This window comes from Streptomyces sp. NBC_00028 (genome assembly GCF_045041065.1).
In the GTDB taxonomy this organism is placed as follows: domain Bacteria; phylum Actinomycetota; class Actinomycetes; order Streptomycetales; family Streptomycetaceae; genus Streptomyces.
Genome location: NZ_CP108293.1, coordinates 7,267,585 through 7,286,720, shown reverse-complemented (window position 1 = coordinate 7,286,720; position 19,136 = coordinate 7,267,585). Strand labels below are relative to the sequence as shown.

Genomic DNA, 19,136 nt, shown 5'->3' with positions numbered 1-19,136 from the left:
AAGGGCAAATCCAAGAGCTAGGGTGGCCAACGTAGAGCACTCGCGGGAGCCCGGACGCACCGGGCTGAGAGGGAGGCTGGCGGCCTCCGACCGTACGAACCTGATCCGGGTCATGCCGGCGAAGGGAGGGGCTGGACGCCCATGTCCTCACGTACGTCAGACGTCCTCGTCGTCGGGGGCGGAATCATCGGCCTCGTCACGGCCTGGCGGGCCGCGCAGCGCGGTCTCGCCACGGCCGTCGTGGACCCCGAACCGGGCGGCGGGGCCGCCCAGGTGGCGGCCGGCATGCTGGCCGCCGTCACCGAACTCCACTACGGCGAGCAGACCCTGCTCGCCCTGAACCTGGCCTCGGCCCGCCGCTATCCGGAGTTCGCGGCCGAGCTGACCGACCTGACCGGGCTGGACCTCGGCTACCGCCGCTGCGGCACGCTCGCCGTCGCCCTGGACGCCGACGACCGCGCCCATCTGCGCGAACTGCACGCACTGCAGCAGCAGTCGGGCCTGGAGTCCGAGTGGCTGTCCGGGCGGGAGTGCCGGCGTCTGGAGCCGATGCTCGCGCCGGGTGTGCGCGGTGGGCTACGGGTGGACGGCGATCACCAGATCGACCCGCGGCGGCTGACCAGGGCGCTGCTGGCCGCCTGTGAGCGGGCCGGTGTCGTGTTCCATCGTGACTGGGCCGAGCGGCTGGACGTCGTACGGGACCGGGCCGCCGGCATCACGGCGACCGACGGTACGCGGCTGGGCGCGGGCCAGGTCGTGCTGGCCGCCGGAAGCCTGAGCGGTCGGCTGGCCGGTGTCCCCGACGCGGTGCTTCCGCCCGTCCGCCCGGTGAAGGGCCAGGTGCTGCGGCTGACCGTGCCGCAGCGCTACGCGCCGTTCCTGAGCCGGACCGTGCGGGCCGTGGTGCGCGGCAGCCATGTCTATCTGGTGCCGCGCGAGAACGGCGAGCTGGTGATCGGGGCGACCAGCGAGGAGCTGGGCTGGGACACCACGGTGACCGCGGGCGGGGTGTACGAGCTGCTGCGCGACGCCCATGAGCTGGTCCCCGGCATCACCGAGCTGCCGCTGACGGAGACCCGCGCGGGTCTGCGCCCAGGCTCCCCGGACAACGCACCGCTGCTCGGCCCGACCGAGCTGCCGGGGCTGCTGCTGGCCACCGGCCACTACCGCAACGGGGTGCTGCTGACGCCGGTCACGGGGGACGCGCTGGCGCACGCCCTCACCGCCGGTGAACTCCCGGACGAGGCCCGCCCCTTCACTCCCCTGCGGTTCACGAAACACCTCACGGAGCAGCCCGCATGAACATCTCCGTCAACGGGGAGCCGCGCCGGTTCGCTCCCGGCACGGCGCTCGACGCCGTCGTGCGCGCCCTCACCCCGGCGCCCTCCGGGGTGGCCGCCGCCCTCAACGAAACCGTCGTCCCACGCGCGCAGTGGCCGTCGACGCCCCTCTCCGACGGGGACCGCGTCGAGGTCCTCACCGCCGTCCAAGGAGGCTGACCCATGGCCGACGATCCCTTCGTCCTCGGCGGTACGACGTACTCGTCCCGGCTGATCATGGGAACGGGCGGGGCGCCCAGCCTGGACGTGCTGGAGCGGGCCCTGGTCGCCTCGGGCACGGAACTGACGACGGTCGCGATGCGGCGCGTGGACCCGAACGTGCACGGCTCGGTCCTGTCGGTGCTGACGAGGCTCGGCATCCAGGTGCTGCCGAACACGGCCGGCTGCTTCACGGCGGGCGAGGCGGTGCTGACGGCCCGCCTCGCGCGCGAGGCGCTCGGCACGGAGCTGATCAAGGTGGAGGTCATCGCCGACGAGCGCACCCTGCTGCCGGACCCGATCGAGCTCCTGGAGGCGGCGGAGACCCTGGTCGACGACGGGTTCACGGTGCTGCCGTACACCAACGACGACCCGGTCCTCGCACGGAAGCTGGAGGACGTGGGGTGTGCGGCGATCATGCCGCTGGGCTCCCCCATCGGGTCCGGGCTCGGCATCCGCAACCCGCACAACTTCCAGCTGATCGTCGAGCACGCGCGCGTGCCGGTGATCCTGGACGCGGGAGCCGGTACGGCGTCGGACGTGGCGCTCGCGATGGAGCTGGGCTGCGCGGGTGTGATGCTCGCCTCGGCGGTGACGCGGGCCCAGGAGCCGGAACTGATGGCGCACGCGATGCGGCACGGGGTCGAGGCGGGCCGGCTGGCCCACCGGGCCGGGCGCATTCCCAAGCGGCACTTCGCCGAAGCGTCCTCCCCCGTCGAGGGGTTGGCGCGCCTGGACCCGGAGCGCCCGGCGTTCTGAACGTGTGTTCGATGAGAATCGGGAGCGGGTGCGAGGTCCGTCACAGCTCGGCTTCAGTCCCGCCCCGATCTCACCCGAACCCCCGGCCCTGTCAGTCACGGCTCGTACACTCACCTGCGTGGATACGACCCTTCAGGACCCGCTGGTCGGGCAGGTGCTCGACGGCCGGTATCGCGTGGAAGCGCGGATCGCCGTCGGCGGGATGGCCACGGTCTACCGGGCCCTGGACACCCGCCTCGACCGCGTGCTCGCCCTGAAGGTCATGCACCCGGGCCTCGCCGCCGACGCCACCTTCGTCGACCGCTTCATCCGCGAGGCCAAGTCCGTCGCCCGGCTCGCCCACCCCAACGTGGTGCAGGTCTTCGACCAGGGCACCGACGGGTCGTACGTCTATCTCGCCATGGAGTACATCGCCGGCTGCACCCTGCGTGACGTGCTGCGCGACCGCGGGGCGCTCCAGCCGCGGGCCGCGCTCGACATCCTGGAGCCGGTGCTCGCCGCGCTCGGTGCCGCGCACCGCGCCGGGTTCGTGCACCGGGACATGAAGCCCGAGAACGTGCTGATAGGGGACGACGGCCGGGTCAAGGTCGCCGACTTCGGGCTGGTCCGCTCGGTCGACACCGTCACCAACACCACCGGCACCGTGCTCGGCACGGTCTCCTATCTCGCGCCGGAGCAGATCGAGCAGCCGGGCGCCGCCGACGCCCGCGTCGACGTGTACGCGTGCGGTGTCGTGCTGTACGAGATGCTGACCGGCGAGAAGCCGCACGACGGGGACTCCCCCGCCATCGTCCTCTACAAGCATCTGCACGAGGACGTCCCGCCGCCGTCGGCGATCGTGCCGGGCCTGCCGTTCGAGCTGGACGAGCTGGTCGCGTCGGCGACCGCCCGCGTCCCGGACGTGCGCCCGTACGACGCGGTGGCGCTGCTGGCCCAGGCCCGCGAGGCGCGTGCCGCGCTCAGCGAGGACCAGCTGGACGCCGTACCGCCGCAGGCGCTGACCACCGAGCACAACAACACCGAGGACCGGACGAGTGTGATCCCGCGCTCGCTGACGGTGCCGCGGCCACTGCCGGTCAACGAGGACGACGAGTCGGCGCTCCACCGCACCAGCCGGTTCGCGACCCCGCCGCCCCCGCCGCCCCGGCGCCGCGGCTCGGGCGTTCCGCGCGGCCCGCTCGCGATCGTCGTCGCCCTGCTGCTGATCCTCGGCGTCGGCGCGGGCGTCTGGTACATCAACTCCGGACAGTTCACCAAGGTCCCGGCGCTGATCGGCAAGACCGAGGCGCAGGCCGAGGACCGGCTGGAGCAGACCGGGCTGGAGGTCGGCACGGTCAAGCGGGAGTACAGCGACACCGTGAAGCGCGGCCAGGTCATCGACTCGGACCCGTCCTTCGGCACCCGGATCCGCTCCAACGACTCGGTGACGCTGACCATCTCCAAGGGCCCCGAGACCGTGCAGCTCGGCGACCTCAAGGGCCTGCGGCTCGACAAGGCGAAGGAACGGCTGAAGAACGACGGCCTGGAACCGGGCATGGTCACCCGGGAGTTCAGCGACGACGTCATCAAGGGCTTCGTGATCCGCACCGACCCCGAGGGCGGCACCGACCTCCACGCGGGCACGGCGGTCGCGCTGGTCGTCAGCAAGGGCAGCCCGGTCGACGTCCCGGACGTCACCGGCGAGAGCCTGGAGGACGCCAAGGCGGATCTGACGGAGGCGGGCCTGAAGGTGAAGGTCGCCGCCGAGCAGGTCAACTCCGAGTACGACAAGGGCCAGGTCGCCGCCCAGACGCCGGGCGAGGGCAGCGAGGCCGCCGAGGGCGACACCGTGACGCTGACGATCTCCAAGGGTCCGGAGCTGGTCGAGGTCCCGGACGTGGTCGGCGACAGCGTCGACGACGCGAAGGACGCGCTGGAGGCCGCCGGGTTCGAGGTCGACGAGGACCGCGGGATCCTCGGGCTCTTCGGTGACACCGTCAAGAGCCAGTCCGTGGACGGCGGCGACACCGCGCCCAAGGGGTCGACGATCACGATCGAGATCCGCTGACAGGGCACTTGGCCGGGCACCCGGCCGCGCATGACACCCTGAACGGGTGATGACTCAGCGCAACCCCGTCGGCGGCCATGTGCCCGTGGCCGGCGGCCTGAACTCCGTCGGCCTGTCCTACGCCCGTGATCTGGCGGCCGAGACCGTACAGGTCTTCGTCGCCAACCCGCGCGGCTGGGCCACACCCGTCGGCAACCCCCGGCAGGACGAGGAGTTCCGCGCGGCCTGCGAGGCGGAGTCGATCCCGGCGTACGTCCATGCCCCGTATCTGATCAACTTCGGCTCGCACACCGAGGCGACCGTGGAGAAGTCGGTGGAGAGCATGCGGCACTCGCTGCGGCGCGGGCGGGAGATCGGGGCGCTCGGTGTGGTCGTGCACACGGGCAGCGCGACCGGCGGACGGGACCGGTCCGTGGCGCTGAAGCAGGTCCGGGAGTACCTGCTGCCGCTGCTGGACGAGCTCACCCACGACGACGACCCGTTCCTGCTCCTGGAGTCGACGGCCGGACAGGGCTCCTCGCTCTGCTCGCGCACCTGGGACTTCGGGCCGTACTTCGAGGCCCTGGACGCCCATCCCAAGCTGGGGATCTGCCTCGACACCTGCCATGTCTTCGCCGCCGGCCACGACCTGACCGGCCCGACCGGTATGCACCAGACCCTCGACCTCCTCGTGGACACCGTCGGTGCGGGCCGGCTGAAGCTGATCCACGCCAACGACTCCAAGGACGTCGTCGGCGCCCACAAGGACCGGCACGAGAACATCGGCGCGGGTCACATCGGTGAGGACCCGTTCCGGGCGCTGATGACCCACCCCGCCACGGAGGGCGTACCCCTGATCATCGAGACGCCCGGCGGCAAGGAGGGGCACGCGGCGGACGTCGAGCGGCTGAAGAAACTTCGTGACGCGTAGTCCGTGACGGAATACCCCCAGGGGGTATACGGTTCCTGTTCGACAGAGGAACCGTTATCCGACGTTGGGGGCACTCATGCAGCACGAGGCGCACGCGGGACACGCACACCACCAGGCGAGCAGCTGGTCCATGGCCGTCCAGGCCACTCTCCACTGCCTCACGGGGTGCGCCATCGGCGAGGTGCTCGGCATGGTCATCGGCACCGCGCTCGGCTGGGGGAACCTGCCGACGACGATCCTCGCGATCGTCCTCGCGTTCTTCTTCGGCTACTCGCTCACCCTGCGCGGGGTACTCCGCTCCGGCCTCGGCCTCCGGGCCGCGGTGAAAGTGGCGCTGGCCGCGGACACACTGTCGATCGCCGTGATGGAGCTGGTCGACAACGGGGTGATCGTGCTGTGGCCGGGCGCGATGGACGCGGAGCTGGGCGACCTGCTGTTCTGGGGGGCGCTGGCGATCTCGCTGGTCATCGCGTTCGTCGTCACCGTGCCGGTGAACAAGTGGATGATCGGCCGGGGCAAGGGACACGCGGTGGTGCACCAGCACCACTGACCCTCACAGTTCCGGGCCGTCCCCGGGCTCCTCCTGGTACGAGTACCGCTGCTCTTTCCAGGGGTCGCCGACGTTGTGGTAGCCGCGCTCCTCCCAGAAGCCACGGCGGTCGGCGGTCATGTACTCGACGCCGCGGACCCACTTGGGCCCCTTCCACGCGTACAGGTGGGGCACGACCAGGCGGAGCGGGAAGCCGTGCTCGGCGGTCAGCAGTTCGCCGTCCTTGTGGGTGGCGAAGATCGTGGCGCCGGCGGCGAAGTCCGCGAGGCGGAGGTTGGAGCTGAAGCCGTACTCGGCCCACACCATCACATGGGTGACGTCCGGCGCGGGCGGCGCGATCTCCAGGACGGTCCGGGCGGGGACCCCGCCCCACTCGGCGCCGAGCATGCTGAACTTGGTCACACAGTGCAGGTCCGCCACCACGGAGGTGTACGGCAGGGCCGTGAACTCGTCGTGGTTCCAGCAGCGCTTCTCGCTGTCCGCGGTGGCCCCGAAGACCCGGAACTCCCAGCGTTCGGGCCGGAACTTGGGGACCGGGCCGTAGTGCGTGACGGGCCAGCCACGCTGCAGTCGCTGCCCCGGCGGAAGCTCGGAGTGCGCCGCTTCCCCACTTTCGCGCTCCACCGGCTGACCCATGACTCCATCCTGACAGACCTCGGGCGGTGCACCTGACCAACCCCGCCCCGATTCATCTCAAACCGGACTAAGCATGTACTTACTTACTAAGCGAAGACTTACTGGACGATCTTCGGTGACGGTGCAAGGATGCGGCGCAACCTGCCAGTTCCCCCTGTGGAAGGAGCCTCTGCGATGCAGGGCGACCCCGAGGTCATCGAATTCCTCAACGAGCAGCTCACCGGCGAGCTCACCGCGATCAACCAGTACTTCCTGCACGCGAAGATGCAGGAGAACTTCGGCTGGACGAAGCTCGCGAAGTACACCCGCCACGAGTCGTTCGACGAGATGAAGCACGCCGAGGTGCTCACCGACCGGATCCTGTTCCTGGAGGGGTTGCCGAACTACCAGCGCCTGTTCCACGTCCGGGTCGGGCAGACGGTCAAGGAGATGTTCGAGGCCGACCGGCAGGTCGAGGTCGAGGCCATCGACCGCCTCAAGCGCGGGATCGAGGTGATGCGCGCCAAGGGCGACATCACGTCGGCGAACATCTTCGAGTCGATCCTCGCGGACGAGGAGCACCACATCGACTACCTCGACACCCAGCTGGAGCTTCTGGAGAAGCTCGGTGAGGCGCTCTACATCGCCCAGCTGATCGAGCAGCCGGAGAGCTGAGCCGCGAGCGGCTAGGCGGCCTCTTCCAGCACCTCTGCCTCGGGTATCTCGGCGAGCACCGGCATGCCCTGGTCGGCGAGATCCCGGCGCGGGCAGGCGCCCCGGCCCAGGATCGCCTGGATACGGCGCACACACGAACCGCAGTCCGTGCCGGCCTTGCAGGCGGAGGCTATCTGGCGGGGGGTGCAGGCACCGTCCGCCGCGTGCTTCTTCACCTGCTGCTCGGTGACCCCGAAACAACTGCACACGTACACGCGGGTCACCTCCCGACGGGATTGATCGGACTTGCCATCCCCGTTGATCGGTGAGGCTAACCTAACCTTACCCGTCCTGCGGGAGTCGTAAAAGAGGAGTGGGGCGCGGATCGTATGTGATCCGCGCCCCACAGCCGTCTCAGGAACTCACTGGTCCCGGTACATCTCCGCCACGAGGAACGCCAGGTCAAGCGACTGGCTGCGGTTCAGCCGGGGGTCGCAGGCCGTCTCGTAGCGCTGGTGCAGGTCGTCGACGAAGATCTCGTCGCCGCCGCCCACGCACTCGGTGACGTCGTCGCCGGTGAGTTCCACGTGGATGCCGCCCGGGTGGGTGCCCAGCGCCTTGTGGACCTCGAAGAAGCCCTTGACCTCGTCGAGCACGTCGTCGAAGCGGCGGGTCTTGTGGCCCGAGGCCGCCTCGAAGGTGTTGCCGTGCATCGGGTCGGTCACCCAGGCGACCGTCGCACCGGAGGCGGTGACCTTCTCGACCAGCTCGGGCAGCTTGTCGCGGACCTTGTCCGCGCCCATGCGCACGATGAAGGTGAGGCGGCCCGGCTCGCGGTCCGGGTCGAGGCGCTCGATGTACTGCAGCGCCTCCTCGGCCGTGGTGGTCGGGCCGAGCTTGATGCCGATCGGGTTGCGGATCTTCGAGGCGAACTCGATGTGCGCGTGGTCCAGCTGCCGGGTGCGCTCACCGATCCACACCATGTGGCCGGAGACGTCGTACAGCTGGCCGGTGCGCGAGTCCACGCGGGTGAGGGCCGACTCGTAGTCGAGCAGCAGCGCCTCGTGCGAGGAGTAGAACTCGACGGTCTTGAACTCCTCCGGGTCGGTGCCGCAGGCCCGCATGAAGTTCAGCGCGTTGTCGATCTCTCGGGCGAGCTGCTCGTAGCGCTGGCCGGAGGGGGACGACTTCACGAAGTCCTGGTTCCAGGCGTGCACCTGGCGCAGGTCGGCGTAACCACCGGTGGTGAAGGCGCGCACGAGGTTGAGCGTGGAGGCCGAGGCGTTGTACATCCGCTTCAGGCGCTCGGGGTCCGGGACGCGGGACTTCTCGTCGAAGTCGAAGCCGTTGACCGAGTCGCCGCGGTAGGTCGGCAGGGTCACGCCGTCACGGGTCTCGGTGCCCTTGGAGCGCGGCTTGGAGTACTGGCCGGCGATCCGGCCGACCTTCACGACCGGCACCGAGGCGGCGTACGTCAGCACGGCGCCCATCTGGAGCAGGGTCTTGAGCTTGTTGCGGATGTGGTCGGCGGACACGGCGTCGAAGGCCTCGGCGCAGTCGCCGCCCTGGAGGAGGAACGCCTCTCCCTTGGCGACGGACGCCATCCGGGCGCGCAGCTGGTCGCACTCGCCCGCGAACACGAGCGGCGGATACGACTCCAGCTCCGCAACGACTGCGCGCAGAGCCTCGGTGTCGGGGTACTCGGGCTGCTGCGCCGCGGGCAGGTCTCGCCAGGTGTTGCCAGCGCTCGCGCTGGTCTTAGCGTTCACGGTCACCCCGTAAACATTACGGGGTCGTGTCCCGGGTCCATTCATCTGCTCATCAAGTGAGACGCGTTCCGCTCGTACGGGGTCACGGTCCGCGACCCCGTACGAGGTCAGCGGTCGAAGCGCACCCGGAGCCGGGGACGTCCCCGTTCGTCCGTATACGGCTCGACGCTCGTGGCGTCCCGGTCGGCGCCCCGCATCGCGGTGGCGATGTCCCCGGCGAAGGTCATGGCGACCGTCGCGGGCAGCAGCGTGATGTTCTCCACGTCCTCCTCGCCGCCGAGGGCGACGGAGGGGACGTAGGCCCAGTGCTGCTCGGGGGCGATGGGGCCCAGCCGGTGGACCGCCTCGACGACGAGGATGTCGTAGGGCTCCCTGGCGTTGCGCAGCAGTTCGTCGGCGAGGAACGCCTCGAAGCTCGGGGCGATGACCTCCGGGCGCAGCAGGACGCCTTCCAGGAAGTGGACCTCCGGGGCCAGGCCGCCGCCGGGGAGGCGGCGGTAGGCGTACGAGTCCCCGAAGGCGGTCTCCCCGAAGATCACGAAGTCGTCGATCCGGTCGTCCCAGGCGAACCGCCAGGTGTCGTACGCGTTCCAGGAGGCCAGATCGAGGGCGTCCCGCCGCCCGATGCCGAACAGTCTGAACGCGCCGTGGTGGACGGTGAATCCGTTGAACCGGCCGAGCAGTTCGCGGTGGGCCTCGGGGAAGTGCTCGGCGGGTGTTCCCGTCGCCGCCGACGGACCGGGCAAAGGCCCGATGTGGTCGGCGAGCGACGGGAGTTCCTCGGCGTGCGGCATCACAGTGGCGGTCCTCCGTTGACCGTGAATCCTCGGAGCAGTACTCCGACCCGGGGGCCCAGTACACCACCCGCGATGCTGTTGGACTTGCCCGGCATGTCGAGCCAGCCGGCGGGCGGTTGGCCGGTGCCGGAGATCGCCGAGTCGGGCACGTGTCCGGCCTGGCCGCTGTACGGGGTTCCCGCGCGGGCGGCCCGGATGCGCTCGGCGCGCCTGGCCGCCGCGGAGTCGGCGCCCAGCTGTGTGCCCTTGGTCGGCTGGATGACCTTGGGGCCGTTCTTGGCCAGCCATTCGTTGGTGAGTTTGGCGTACTCGTGGATGGAGTCGATCTCGGCCTGGGTGGTCGCCTTGGTGAGCGGGATGTCGACGACCTCGCCCTTGGGCTGACCGCGCCCGGCGATCGTCCTGATCTTGTCGGCGACCGCCTTGCCGACCTCGGCGACCTTGGCGCCCGCGCGGGAGTTGGCGATGGCCCGTCCCGCGGTGGCGGCCTTGCCGGTGATGGCGGAGGCGGCCTTGGAGCTGCCGGAGGCGACGGCCTTGCCTACGGCGGTCTTGGCGATGGCCCCGACGACCTTCGGCGCGACGGCCGCGACGCCCTTGCCGATGGCCCCGCCGAGGACACCGGCGGCGGCACCGATGCCGACCCGGGTCGCGAACCCGCCGAGGGTGAAGTCGGTCTTGCCCTCGGCGACGTCGACCCCGTACCCGGCCGCGGCTCCCGCCGCACCGGCCGCGACACCGGCCACGACCAGGCAGCCCACGCCGGTGGAGCACAGCGCGCCCACCGCGATGCCGACGCCGATGCCGACGGCGACGTCCGCGATCAGGCCCTTGTTCTCCTTGGCCCAGTCCCAGGCCGCGGAGGCGCCTTCCTTCACGGAGTTCCACGCGCCGGACAGGGACCACAGGCCGGTCGGGTCGATGTAGACGATCGGGTTGTTGCTGCCGTAGGCGTAGGGGTTGAGGGACTGGGTGGAGGAGCTGTCCACAGCCGGGTCGGTGGAGATGAAGCGGCCGAGACCCGAGTCGTAGTAGCGGGCGCCCAGCGCGTTCAGGCCGGTGGTCGGGTCCTGGACCTTGCCGAGGAAGCCGTGGTCCGTCGGTGGTGGCGCGGAGCCGTGCCGGATGTCTCCGTACGGGTTGTAGTACGTCCGCGTCGCCAGTGAGGTCCCCTCGACGACCGCCACCTGGGCCGAGCCCTGGATGTCGTTGAGCTGCCAGACCAGGACGCCGGTCGGCTGGCGGACGGCGACGGTGATGCCGTCCTCGGTGTAGAAGCGGGTGCCCTTGGAGATACCGAGGGCGGTGGTGATCTCCTGGCCCTCGATGTAGAGGGTGGCGACCCCACCGGGCGTGATCCGCGCCATGCGGGTGCCGTCGGGGGCGTAGACGAAGTCGGTCTTCTCCAGGAGGGCCTTGGTGACCTGGGCCAGCTCCTGGTTGGCGTTCCATTCGTAGGTCGTCGGGACGAGCCCGTCGACCTTCTTCTTCAGGGCGCCGTTCGCGTCGTACTCGTACTTGCTCGCGCCCTGCTTGGTGACCGCGTGCGGGTGGTCGGGGTCGTCATAGGTGTAGGTGTCGGTGTCCAGGAGGCTGCGCCGCGAGGCGATGTTGCCGTCGGCGGTGTAGGTCCAGGACTGGTTGAAGCCGGCCGGGCCGTCGTGCGTGAGCTCGGAGTCGCTGTCCGAGCAGTCCGTCTTGTACGACGTCCAGGCGTGCGCGAGCCGGGCGAGGCCGTCGTAGGTGTAGCAGGTGGCCACGTCCTTGAGGCCGGCCTTGTCGGTGATCGAGTCGAGGTTGCCGGCCTGGTCCCAGGCGTAGGTGTCGTCCTGTTTGGCCTCCCAGTCGCCGGTCAGGCCGGTCGTCAGGGTCTGGACGCGGGACAGGCGCTGGCTGTCGCTCTCGTACGCGTACACGCGCCGCAGGTCGTGGTGCGGGTTGGCGTAGTCGCGCGAGGCCAGCTTGCCGTCGGCGGCGAAGCCGGTGGCGGAGACGTACGGGACGGTGACGTCCTTGCCGGTCAGCGGGTCCTTCTGGACGCCGGTGAGGGCGTCCGGGTTGCCCTGGGCGTCGTAGTCGGTGGTGATCTTCTCGCGCGGGGCGCCGATCACGGCGTCCTCGTACTCGATGCTCACCGCGTGGTCGGCGTCGTCGTAGCCGTAGTCGACGCTGTACGACGACCGGTGCAGGGCGCCGCCGAGTCCGGCCGGGAAGGTCCAGGTCCGGCCGGTGGCGCGGCCCCGCTTGTCGTAGCCGTCGACGGCGATCGTGTAGTCCTTGCCGTCGCGGTGGGTGGTCATCGCGGCGGGCTGGCCGACGCCGCCTGCGATGTCGGCGGAGTCATAGGTCCAACTCGCCGTCTTCGCGGACCCGTTGTAGCGGGCGACGGGACGGTCCAGCTCGTCGTACTCGGTCCGCAGCGACGGGGTGTCGCCGGCCTTGGCGTCCCATACGGCGGTCGCGTTGCCGTTGGCGTCGTACCGCGTACGGGACGTGCCGGCGTCCGGGTCGTCGCCGGAGACGCGTCGGCCCAGGAGGTCGTAGGTGCTGGTGGAGGTGTGACCGGAGGGGTCGGTGACGGAGGCGACCTGGTCGGCCGGGGTGTAGGCGTAGACGGTCGCCTGCTTCGGGTCGCTGCCCTCCTGCTGGCGGACCTGGCGGCTGCGGGCGTCGGTCCACACGGTGGTGACGGTGCCGCCGGGCGGCGGGGTGGAGCGGACGTGGTCGCCGTAGTAGACGATGCTCGTCGCCCACAGTTCCTTGCCGTCGCCGTAGCGGGCGGAGCGGATGACGCGACTCATGGAGTCGTAGGCGCGCCGGGTCTCGTCGACCTGGTCGCCGGGGACCGTCAGCAGCGCGCTGCCGGACTCGCCCGCGGCGACCACGGGCAGCGACTCGGCGGCGATGTTGCCGATGTCGTCGTAGCGGGTGTCGATGACGACGGTCTTCTTGTCGTCGTCGGTCGAGGCGGGCGAGACCTCCTGGCTCTGCCGGTCACGGCCGAGCGAGTCCAGGTACTTCCAGTTGGTCAAGTAGGTGTCGCCGGACTGGAGTTGCCGGATGGTCACGAGTGGTGGCCGCCGGTGCTCCGGGTCCAGGAAGTAGGCGTACGTCTGCGCGGGCGGGTCGTCGGCGGCCTGGTCGGCCTCGTGGACGGAGACGATCCGGCCGAGCTGGTCGTAGGCGTTGCGCTTGGTGTTGCCGTTGACGTCCCGCACCGCGACCGGCAGCTGACGGTCCGGGTCCAGGGTGGTGACCTCGCTCTGGCCGAGGGCGTTGGTCTCGGTGACCGTGGCCGGGCGGCCGGTGGCGGGGGCGTAGGTGGTGCGGTCGGTGTGGTCGCGGCCGTCGGTCTCGGTGAGCGTGCGGCCGTAGGCGTCGAAGGTCGCGGAGGTGGCGACGGTGTCGGAGACGGCGTCCGGGCCGCTCGCGGTCACGGCGGCGACGGAGCGGGTGATGTCGCCCTTGGTGATCGCGCCGCCCAGCTCGGCCGACCCGTCGTAGTACTGGTCCTTTCCGTTGACCAGCGCCTTCGGGTCCGCGCAGGTGCCGGAGTAGGCGCGGACGCGGTACGGGAAGGCGAGCATCCAGTGGTCGAGGGTGGTGGCGGAGCGGTCGTACGACGTCTTCGTGCAGCGCACGTCGTCACCGGCCGTGTCGAGGACCTCGGTGACCTGGCCGTAGGTGTCGTACGTGGTCTTCAGACTGGTCGTACGACTGCTGCGGCCGCCCGCGTCGGCGGTGACCGTCTCACGGGTGACCGCCTCGTCCTCGACGACGAGGTGGGCGTCCTTGGCCGCGTCGGTCTCGCCCTCCTTCGCCGGGGTGGTGTGGGCGGAGGTGTAGCCGTGCAGGGTGCCGCCGAGTTCGTAGTCGATGGCGCCGGACGAAGTCACCTGGAACTGCTGACTCTCGCGCTCCTTGCCGCGCAAGTAGGGCAGGTCCTTGAGGGAGTTGCCCTGGGAGTCGGTGACCTCGACGGACTTGTGGGAGCCGTCGGCCTTGGAGTCGCCGTCCATGCCGCGGAAGTGCAGGGTGCGGGTGATCTGGGCGGCGCGGCTGGTGGCCTCACCCCGGTAGTCGGGGTCGGTCATCTTCGCCACGTCGACGCTGCCGTAGCCGCGCCAGTCGCTCCAGGAGCGGCGTTCGGCCTTGGTGACCGGGTCGTCGTCGTGGTGCCAGGCGGGGGTGGAGCGGTAGCGGTACTCGGTGGTCTGCGGGGGTGAACCGCCGCCGTTGTCGCGGACGGTGACCTTGGTGGTGAGGTACTTGTGCCAGACGCCGAAGCCGGAGGAGTCGCCGTTGGTGCGCCAACCCGGGAAGCAGTCCTGGGTGTTGGAGTCGAAGCGGCCCTCGGGCAGGTCGTCGACCGGACACGGGTTGGGCTGGCCGTACGTCACGTCGACCCGGCGGCCCAGCTCGTCGACGAACTCGGAGATACGCAGCTTGCGCATCTCGGGGGCGCCCGCCTCCGGGTCGGCGTCGGCGCGGTTGGCGTACTCCCTGCCGGTGAACTCGACGGCGGGCAGCTTGAGTTCGCCGTCCCCCGCGAGGCCGGTCTGCTGCACCTTGGTCAGCCACAGCATGGCGCTGGTGCCGTCGGAGGGCTCGGGATAGTCGTAGGTGAAGTCGAGGCGGTCGACGTCGGTCCAGCCGCCGTCGGCGTTCGAGCGCTGGGCGGTGACGCTCTTCAACAGGCTCTCGGTGAAGAAGGTCGGCGATTTCTGGTCCTCGCCCGTGCAGTCGCCGCTCGCGCACAACGAGTCCAGCGGCGCGTCCGGGTACGACGTGGCGTGGTCGGCGTCGAAGGCCGGGCAGTCGCCGCTGCCGTCGGCGGCCTCGACACAGCGCAGGCCGGTCGTGAAGTGCAGCCGCGCCGGGGCCTGTTGGTCCTCGGCGCCGGAGCGCTGCGAGTAGACGATGTCCTTGAGGTGACCGCCGCGGACGTACGAGGTCGACTTGTCCGGGTCGCCGTTGCGGGCGTAGCGGTTGGTCTCCTGCGCGTAGAAGTAGGTGTTGGAGTTGCCGTGCGCGTCCACGACGCCGTCGAGGTTCCAGCGCCAGGCCTGGGTGCAGTACGAGTCCTCGACGCCGCCCGCGTGGCAGGGCTCGCCCTCGTCGTCGCCGAAGACAGGGACGGTGTAGACCGAGTCGGTGGCCGTACCGGTGGTGGCCTGTTTGCCGCGGCCGAAGGTGTACTGGGTGCCCTGCGGGGTGGTCACGACCCAGTACTCGCCGTCGTTGTCGCCGTTGTCGGCACCGGTCTTGCGCTGGATGCGCCAGCCCGGGTCCTCCTGGGCGCGCCAGGTGTCGCCGCCCGCGGCCGTGTCCTTGACCAGCGAGGACGAGGTGCCCTGGAGGGAGATGCGGTACTCGTCGCCCGCCCAGCACAGGTCGCCGGTGTCACCGCCGTCGTCGGCGCAGCCGTTGTAGCGGCGCTCGATGTAGGGCAGGGCGAGGTCCCAGCCCTGGCCGACCCAGGACGGCTGGTTGTTCTCGGCGGCGACCATGCCGTCGACGGCCTGGGAGGAGTAGCCGAGGCTGATGTCGGGGGCGTCGCCTGCGATCGCGGGGACCTGCGGGAGCGGCAACGACCAGGAGAAGTCACCGGAGTTGAGGCCAACCTGCCACTTGCTGGACGAGGCGAGCGTGGTGGCGGTGGCGGAGCCCGTCTCGCCGTCGGGGGCGGCGGCGACCACGAACACCGTGTCCGGGTCGGCGGCCACCTCGGCGGAGAGGGTGTGGGTGGTGAGGTCGACACGGCTCTTGACCGGGGCGCTCTGCTCGCACTGCGCGGCGCGGGGTGTGGTGAGCGCGCACGCGGGCTTGGCGACGAGCCGGAGACGGGTCTCGAAGTCGGCGCCGAAGGCCTGGCGGAATCCGGAGGTGTCGACCCGGACGCCTACGCGGTCGCCGGTGTCGGCGGCTTCGAGAGTGAACGCCGTGGCGTGGCCGCCGAGTTGGCGGGCCTTCGTGTTGCCGTACGCCTTGACCTCGACCGTTGCGGGAGCGGCGCTGCGGCTGTGGGGCGCGGTCACCGATACGGCGGTGTCGGCGGCGCGGGCGGGCTTGGTGCCGACGGTGACGGTGTCCTCGCCGGCGTCGGGCCAGTCGACCTTCGCGGCCTTGGCGGCGGCGAGGGGTCTGCCCTGGGGGTCGACGGGTCTGGTGTCGAGACGGGCGCCGGCCCGTAACTCGGTGCGGTCGATTGTGGTGACGGATTCGGCTGCGTCGGCGATCGAGGTGGTCTGCCTCGATGCGGCCTGGGCGATCGCCGGCGATAAGCCCGAAAGGCCCATCGCCAGGACGACCGCCGCGACGCAGGATGTCCGGAAGCGCTTCATGAGTCCCCCTCCACCCGTGAGGCCTCAAGCGTCACGGCGGGGCATGAGCACGTCAATGCACAAGCTGAGACATTCCTGTGAAGGGACCGTGGTGTGCGGAGCATCGTGTAGGGTCCCTGGCATGTTCGCGCACTCGACCCAGAACTGGTGGTGGACCGCTCATCCGGCGGCCCACTGATTCTGCGCGTACGCAAGACTTCGCGAAGGCCGCCCGAGGGGCGGCCTTCGGCGTTTCCGGGGTCGTTCCTCACCGACAATCGACAGAAGACGGCAGAGGAACCATGGACCTGACCCAGCTCCTGCACGACGACCGCCCGTTCGCCCTGCTGCGCCGCCGCACGCCGGGCCATGACGACAACACCGTCGAGGTGTTCCTCGGCCCGGTCTCCTCCTACGACCGCCTCGCCGACCTCCCCGACGAGGGCCTCGCCCTCATCCCCTTCCGGCAGATCCGCGAGCGCGGCTTCGACGTGCGGGACGACGGCACGCCGCTCGCGGTGCTGGTCCCCGAGGAGACACACACGCTGACCTTGCCGGAGGCCCTGGCGCAGCTCCCCGCCCATGACGTCCGGGTCGAGAACGGTGGCTTCGACGTCGCCGACGAGGAGTACGGCGAGATCGTCGGCCGGGTGCTGCGGGAGGAGATCGGGCGGGGCGAGGGCGCGAACTTCGTGATCCGGCGGACCTACGAGGGCGAGATCCCCGGGTTCTCACGCGCGGACGCCCTCGCCCTGTTCCGGCGGCTCCTGGAGGGTGAGCGGGGTGCCTACTGGACCTTCGTCGTCCACACCGGCGCCCGCACCCTGGTCGGCGCCAGCCCCGAGGTGCACGTCCGGATGTCCGGCGGCACGGTCGTGATGAACCCGATCAGCGGCACGTACCGCTATCCCGCCGAGGGCCCCACCCCCGAGCACCTGCTGGACTTCCTCGCCGACGGCAAGGAGATCGAGGAGCTGTCGATGGTCGTCGACGAGGAGCTCAAGATGATGTGCACGGTCGGCGACATGGGCGGCGTGGTGATCGGGCCGCGACTGAAGGAGATGGCCCACCTCGCGCACACCGAGTACGAGCTGCGCGGGAAGTCCTCGCTGGACGTCCGTGAGGTGCTGCGGGAGACCATGTTCGCGGCGACCGTCACCGGATCGCCGGTGCAGAACGCCTGCCGGGTCATCGAGCGGCACGAGGTCGGCGGGCGCGGCTACTACGCGGGCGCCCTTGCCTTGCTCGGCCGGGACTCGGGTGGGGCGCAGACCCTGGACTCCCCCATCCTGATCCGCACCGCCGACATCTCCCCCGACGGACGCCTGCGCGTCCCGGTCGGCGCGACCCTCGTCCGTGGTTCGGACCCGGCGAGCGAGGTGGCGGAGACCCACGCCAAGGCGGCGGGGGTGCTGGCGGCCCTTGGAGTACGGCCGTCTCGCCCGCGCACGGAAGAGGCGCGCCCCCGGCTGACCGACGACCCACGCGTGCGTGCCGCGCTCGACGGGCGCCGCGCGTCGCTGGCCCCGTTCTGGCTGCGAATGCAGGACCGGACCGAGGAACTCACCGGACATGCCCTCGTCGTCGACGGCGAGGACACCTTCACGGCGATGCTGGCGCACGTCCTGCGCTCCAGCGGTCTCGCCGTCACCGTCCGGCGCTACGACGAACCCGGGCTCCGGGAGCGGGTTCTCGCGCACGAGGGCCCTGTGGTGCTCGGCCCCGGCCCCGGCGACCCCTCCGACCTGACCGACCCCAAGATGCGCTTCCTGCGCGATCTCGCCGCCCGTGTCATCCGGGAGCACCGGCACGGCGTGCTCGGCGTCTGCCTGGGGCACGAGCTGATCGCGGCGGAGCTGGGGCTGGAGATCGTACGGAAGGAAGTGCCGTACCAGGGGGCGCAGACGACGGTCGACCTGTTCGGGCGGGAGGAGACCGTCGGCTTCTACAACAGCTTCGTGGCGCGCTGCGACGACGAGACGGCGGCCGAGCTGGCCGCGCACGGGGTCGAGGTGAGCCGGAGCGGGTCGTACGAGGTGCACGCGCTGCGCGGGCCGGGCTTCGGCGGGGTGCAGTTCCACCCGGAGTCGGTGCTGACGCTGAACGGGGCTTCGGTCGTACGGGAGTTGATGGCTCAGCTGCGCGGCACCAGCACGTTCTCCGAGCGGCGGCCCGCCTTGTAGTCGAGGACGTTCTGCACCGTGGCGTCGACGATCTGGCCGACGGCGTCCTCGGTGTAGTACGCCTGGTGGGACGTGACCAGCACGTTCGGGAAGGTGACCAGGCGGGCCAGGGTGTCGTCCTCGACGGCCTCCAGGGACTTGTCGAGGAAGAACAGGCCCGCCTCCGCCTCGTACACATCGAGGCCGACGCCCGAGAAGCGGCCCGCGCGCAGCTCGGTGACCAGGGCGGCGGTGTCGATCAGACCGCCGCGGCTGGAGTTGACGAGGATCGCGTCATCGCGCATCGCGCGCAGGGCGGCGGCGTCGATGAGGTGCCTGGTCTCCGGCATCAGCGGGACGTGCAGGGTGATCAGGTCGGACTCGGCGAGGAGCTGGTCCTTGGGGACGTACTTCATGCCGAGTTCCAGGCAGGCGGGGTTCTCGGCGACGTCCCAGCCGAGCAGGTTCATGCCGAAGCCGTGGGCGATCCGGGTGAAGGCCTCGCCGATCTTGCCGGTGCCGAGGACGCCGGCGGTGCGGCCTCGCAGGTCGCGGCCCATCAGGCCGTCGAGGCGGAAGTCGAAGTCGCGGGTGCGGGTGGAGGCGCGGACGATCCGGCGGTTGACCGCCATGGCGAGGGTCCAGGCGAACTCGGCGACCGAGTACGGCGAGTAGTACGAGACCCGGGCGACCGTCATGCCGAGCCGCTCGGCGACCTTGAGGTCGATGTTGTTGAAGCCGGTGGACCGCTGGGCGATCATCCGGGTGCCGCCGGCCGCGAGCACCTCCAGGACGCGGGGGCCCAGCTCGGCGTTGACGCTGGTGGAGATGACCTCATAGCCCGCCGCGATGGGGGCGGTGTCCTCGTTGAGGAAGACGTCCAGGCAGCGGACCTCGTGGTGGCCTCGGAAGGCGTGCTCGATCAGGGGCTTCTCGTCGGCCTGGACACCGAAGGCGAGGATCTCCACGCGGCCCTCCGGGGGTGCGCCGGAATTGTCTGGTCCTGGTCGAA

At 70.6% G+C, this 19,136-nt stretch carries 15 protein-coding genes and 1 riboswitch; of the genes, 9 read left to right on the top strand and 6 right to left on the bottom strand.

Translation table 11 applies throughout. The features are described from left to right. Nucleotides 1–32 precede the first annotated feature (32 nt). A riboswitch (TPP riboswitch) is annotated at nt 33–144 on the top strand. From thiO to OG885_RS32750, 6 genes are all read left to right on the top strand, one after another. Continuing rightward, complete coding sequence (thiO, locus tag OG885_RS32775; protein ID WP_405737857.1) at nt 142–1,302, top strand: glycine oxidase ThiO; 1,161 nt, start codon at nt 142–144, stop codon at nt 1,300–1,302. (Overlaps the previous riboswitch by 3 nt.) Continuing rightward, entirely contained in the window at nt 1,299–1,499 is a 201-nt protein-coding gene (gene thiS, locus OG885_RS32770; RefSeq protein ID WP_405737856.1) for a sulfur carrier protein ThiS, read from the top strand. Before thiO ends, thiS begins: the two co-directional genes overlap by 4 nt. 3 nt (nt 1,500–1,502) lie before the next feature. Then, a complete protein-coding gene (locus OG885_RS32765; RefSeq protein ID WP_405737855.1) occupies nt 1,503–2,297 on the top strand; it encodes a thiazole synthase in 795 nt (264 codons plus the stop codon). Between the two features lie 118 nt (nt 2,298–2,415). After that, a complete protein-coding gene (gene pknB, locus OG885_RS32760) occupies nt 2,416–4,344 on the top strand; it encodes a Stk1 family PASTA domain-containing Ser/Thr kinase (RefSeq protein WP_405737854.1) in 1,929 nt (642 codons plus the stop codon). Nucleotides 4,345–4,393: 49 nt separating this feature from the next. Then, nucleotides 4,394–5,254: a deoxyribonuclease IV gene (locus OG885_RS32755; RefSeq protein WP_405737853.1), complete on the top strand. Its 861-nt coding sequence runs from the start codon at nt 4,394–4,396 to the stop codon at nt 5,252–5,254. A 76-nt stretch (nt 5,255–5,330) separates the two neighbouring features. Then, nucleotides 5,331–5,804 carry a DUF4396 domain-containing protein gene (locus OG885_RS32750; protein ID WP_405737852.1) on the top strand — a complete coding sequence of 158 codons (474 nt, stop codon included), beginning with the start codon at nt 5,331–5,333 and terminating at the stop codon, nt 5,802–5,804. A 3-nt stretch (nt 5,805–5,807) separates the two neighbouring features. Here the strand turns inward: OG885_RS32750 and OG885_RS32745 are convergent, their stop codons facing one another. Beyond that, the gene (locus OG885_RS32745) at nt 5,808–6,440 is read right to left on the bottom strand and encodes a sulfite oxidase-like oxidoreductase (RefSeq protein ID WP_405737851.1); all 633 of its coding nucleotides are present in this window, start codon (nt 6,438–6,440) and stop codon (nt 5,808–5,810) included. A 174-nt stretch (nt 6,441–6,614) separates the two neighbouring features. On the opposite strand from OG885_RS32745, the gene bfr reads away from it, so the two are divergent. Further along, on the top strand, nt 6,615–7,094 hold the full coding sequence (gene bfr / locus OG885_RS32740; RefSeq protein ID WP_007381448.1) for a bacterioferritin: 480 nt from the start codon (nt 6,615–6,617) through the stop codon (nt 7,092–7,094). A gap of 11 nt (nt 7,095–7,105) precedes the next feature. Here bfr and OG885_RS32735 read toward each other — a convergent pair whose 3' ends face one another. From OG885_RS32735 to OG885_RS32720, 4 genes are all read right to left on the bottom strand, one after another. Continuing rightward, nucleotides 7,106–7,348 carry a bacterioferritin-associated ferredoxin gene (locus OG885_RS32735; protein ID WP_405742978.1) on the bottom strand — a complete coding sequence of 81 codons (243 nt, stop codon included), beginning with the start codon at nt 7,346–7,348 and terminating at the stop codon, nt 7,106–7,108. A gap of 147 nt (nt 7,349–7,495) precedes the next feature. Further along, nucleotides 7,496–8,848, bottom strand: a complete 1,353-nt coding sequence (locus OG885_RS32730; protein WP_399959342.1) for a class II 3-deoxy-7-phosphoheptulonate synthase — start codon at nt 8,846–8,848, stop codon at nt 7,496–7,498. A gap of 101 nt (nt 8,849–8,949) precedes the next feature. Further along, complete coding sequence (locus OG885_RS32725; RefSeq protein ID WP_405737850.1) at nt 8,950–9,636, bottom strand: T6SS immunity protein Tdi1 domain-containing protein; 687 nt, start codon at nt 9,634–9,636, stop codon at nt 8,950–8,952. Further along, nucleotides 9,636–15,983: an RHS repeat-associated core domain-containing protein gene (locus tag OG885_RS32720; RefSeq protein WP_405737849.1), complete on the bottom strand. Its 6,348-nt coding sequence runs from the start codon at nt 15,981–15,983 to the stop codon at nt 9,636–9,638. Before OG885_RS32720 ends, OG885_RS32725 begins: the two co-directional genes overlap by 1 nt. Between OG885_RS32720 and OG885_RS32715 the strand changes: the two genes are divergently transcribed. Then, nucleotides 15,982–16,161, top strand: coding sequence for a trp operon leader peptide (locus tag OG885_RS32715; protein ID WP_405737848.1), 180 nt, complete (start codon nt 15,982–15,984; stop codon nt 16,159–16,161). The two genes, OG885_RS32720 and OG885_RS32715, sit on opposite strands and share 2 nt — an antisense overlap. 103 nt (nt 16,162–16,264) lie before the next feature. Further along, nucleotides 16,265–18,145: an anthranilate synthase family protein gene (locus OG885_RS32710; RefSeq protein WP_405737847.1), complete on the top strand. Its 1,881-nt coding sequence runs from the start codon at nt 16,265–16,267 to the stop codon at nt 18,143–18,145. Here the strand turns inward: OG885_RS32710 and OG885_RS32705 are convergent. Further along, entirely contained in the window at nt 18,097–19,092 is a 996-nt protein-coding gene (locus tag OG885_RS32705; protein WP_405737846.1) for a 2-hydroxyacid dehydrogenase, read from the bottom strand. The two genes, OG885_RS32710 and OG885_RS32705, sit on opposite strands and share 49 nt — an antisense overlap. Nucleotides 19,093–19,136 lie beyond the last annotated feature (44 nt).

Excerpts from the sequence above, each read along its gene's own strand:
- OG885_RS32755 (WP_405737853.1), top strand. The coding sequence starts at position 4,394 with ATGACTCAGCGCAACCCCGTCGGCGGCCATGTGCCCGTGGCCGGCGGC.
- thiS (WP_405737856.1), top strand. The coding sequence starts at position 1,299 with ATGAACATCTCCGTCAACGGGGAGCCGCGCCGGTTCGCTCCCGGCACG.
- OG885_RS32715 (WP_405737848.1), top strand. The coding sequence starts at position 15,982 with ATGAGTCCCCCTCCACCCGTGAGGCCTCAAGCGTCACGGCGGGGCATG.
- OG885_RS32745 (WP_405737851.1), bottom strand. The coding sequence starts at position 6,440 with ATGGGTCAGCCGGTGGAGCGCGAAAGTGGGGAAGCGGCGCACTCCGAG.
- OG885_RS32750 (WP_405737852.1), top strand. The coding sequence starts at position 5,331 with ATGCAGCACGAGGCGCACGCGGGACACGCACACCACCAGGCGAGCAGC.
- OG885_RS32720 (WP_405737849.1), bottom strand. The coding sequence starts at position 15,983 with ATGAAGCGCTTCCGGACATCCTGCGTCGCGGCGGTCGTCCTGGCGATG.
- thiO (WP_405737857.1), top strand. The coding sequence starts at position 142 with ATGTCCTCACGTACGTCAGACGTCCTCGTCGTCGGGGGCGGAATCATC.
- bfr (WP_007381448.1), top strand. The coding sequence starts at position 6,615 with ATGCAGGGCGACCCCGAGGTCATCGAATTCCTCAACGAGCAGCTCACC.
- OG885_RS32725 (WP_405737850.1), bottom strand. The coding sequence starts at position 9,636 with ATGCCGCACGCCGAGGAACTCCCGTCGCTCGCCGACCACATCGGGCCT.
- OG885_RS32710 (WP_405737847.1), top strand. The coding sequence starts at position 16,265 with ATGGACCTGACCCAGCTCCTGCACGACGACCGCCCGTTCGCCCTGCTG.
- OG885_RS32765 (WP_405737855.1), top strand. The coding sequence starts at position 1,503 with ATGGCCGACGATCCCTTCGTCCTCGGCGGTACGACGTACTCGTCCCGG.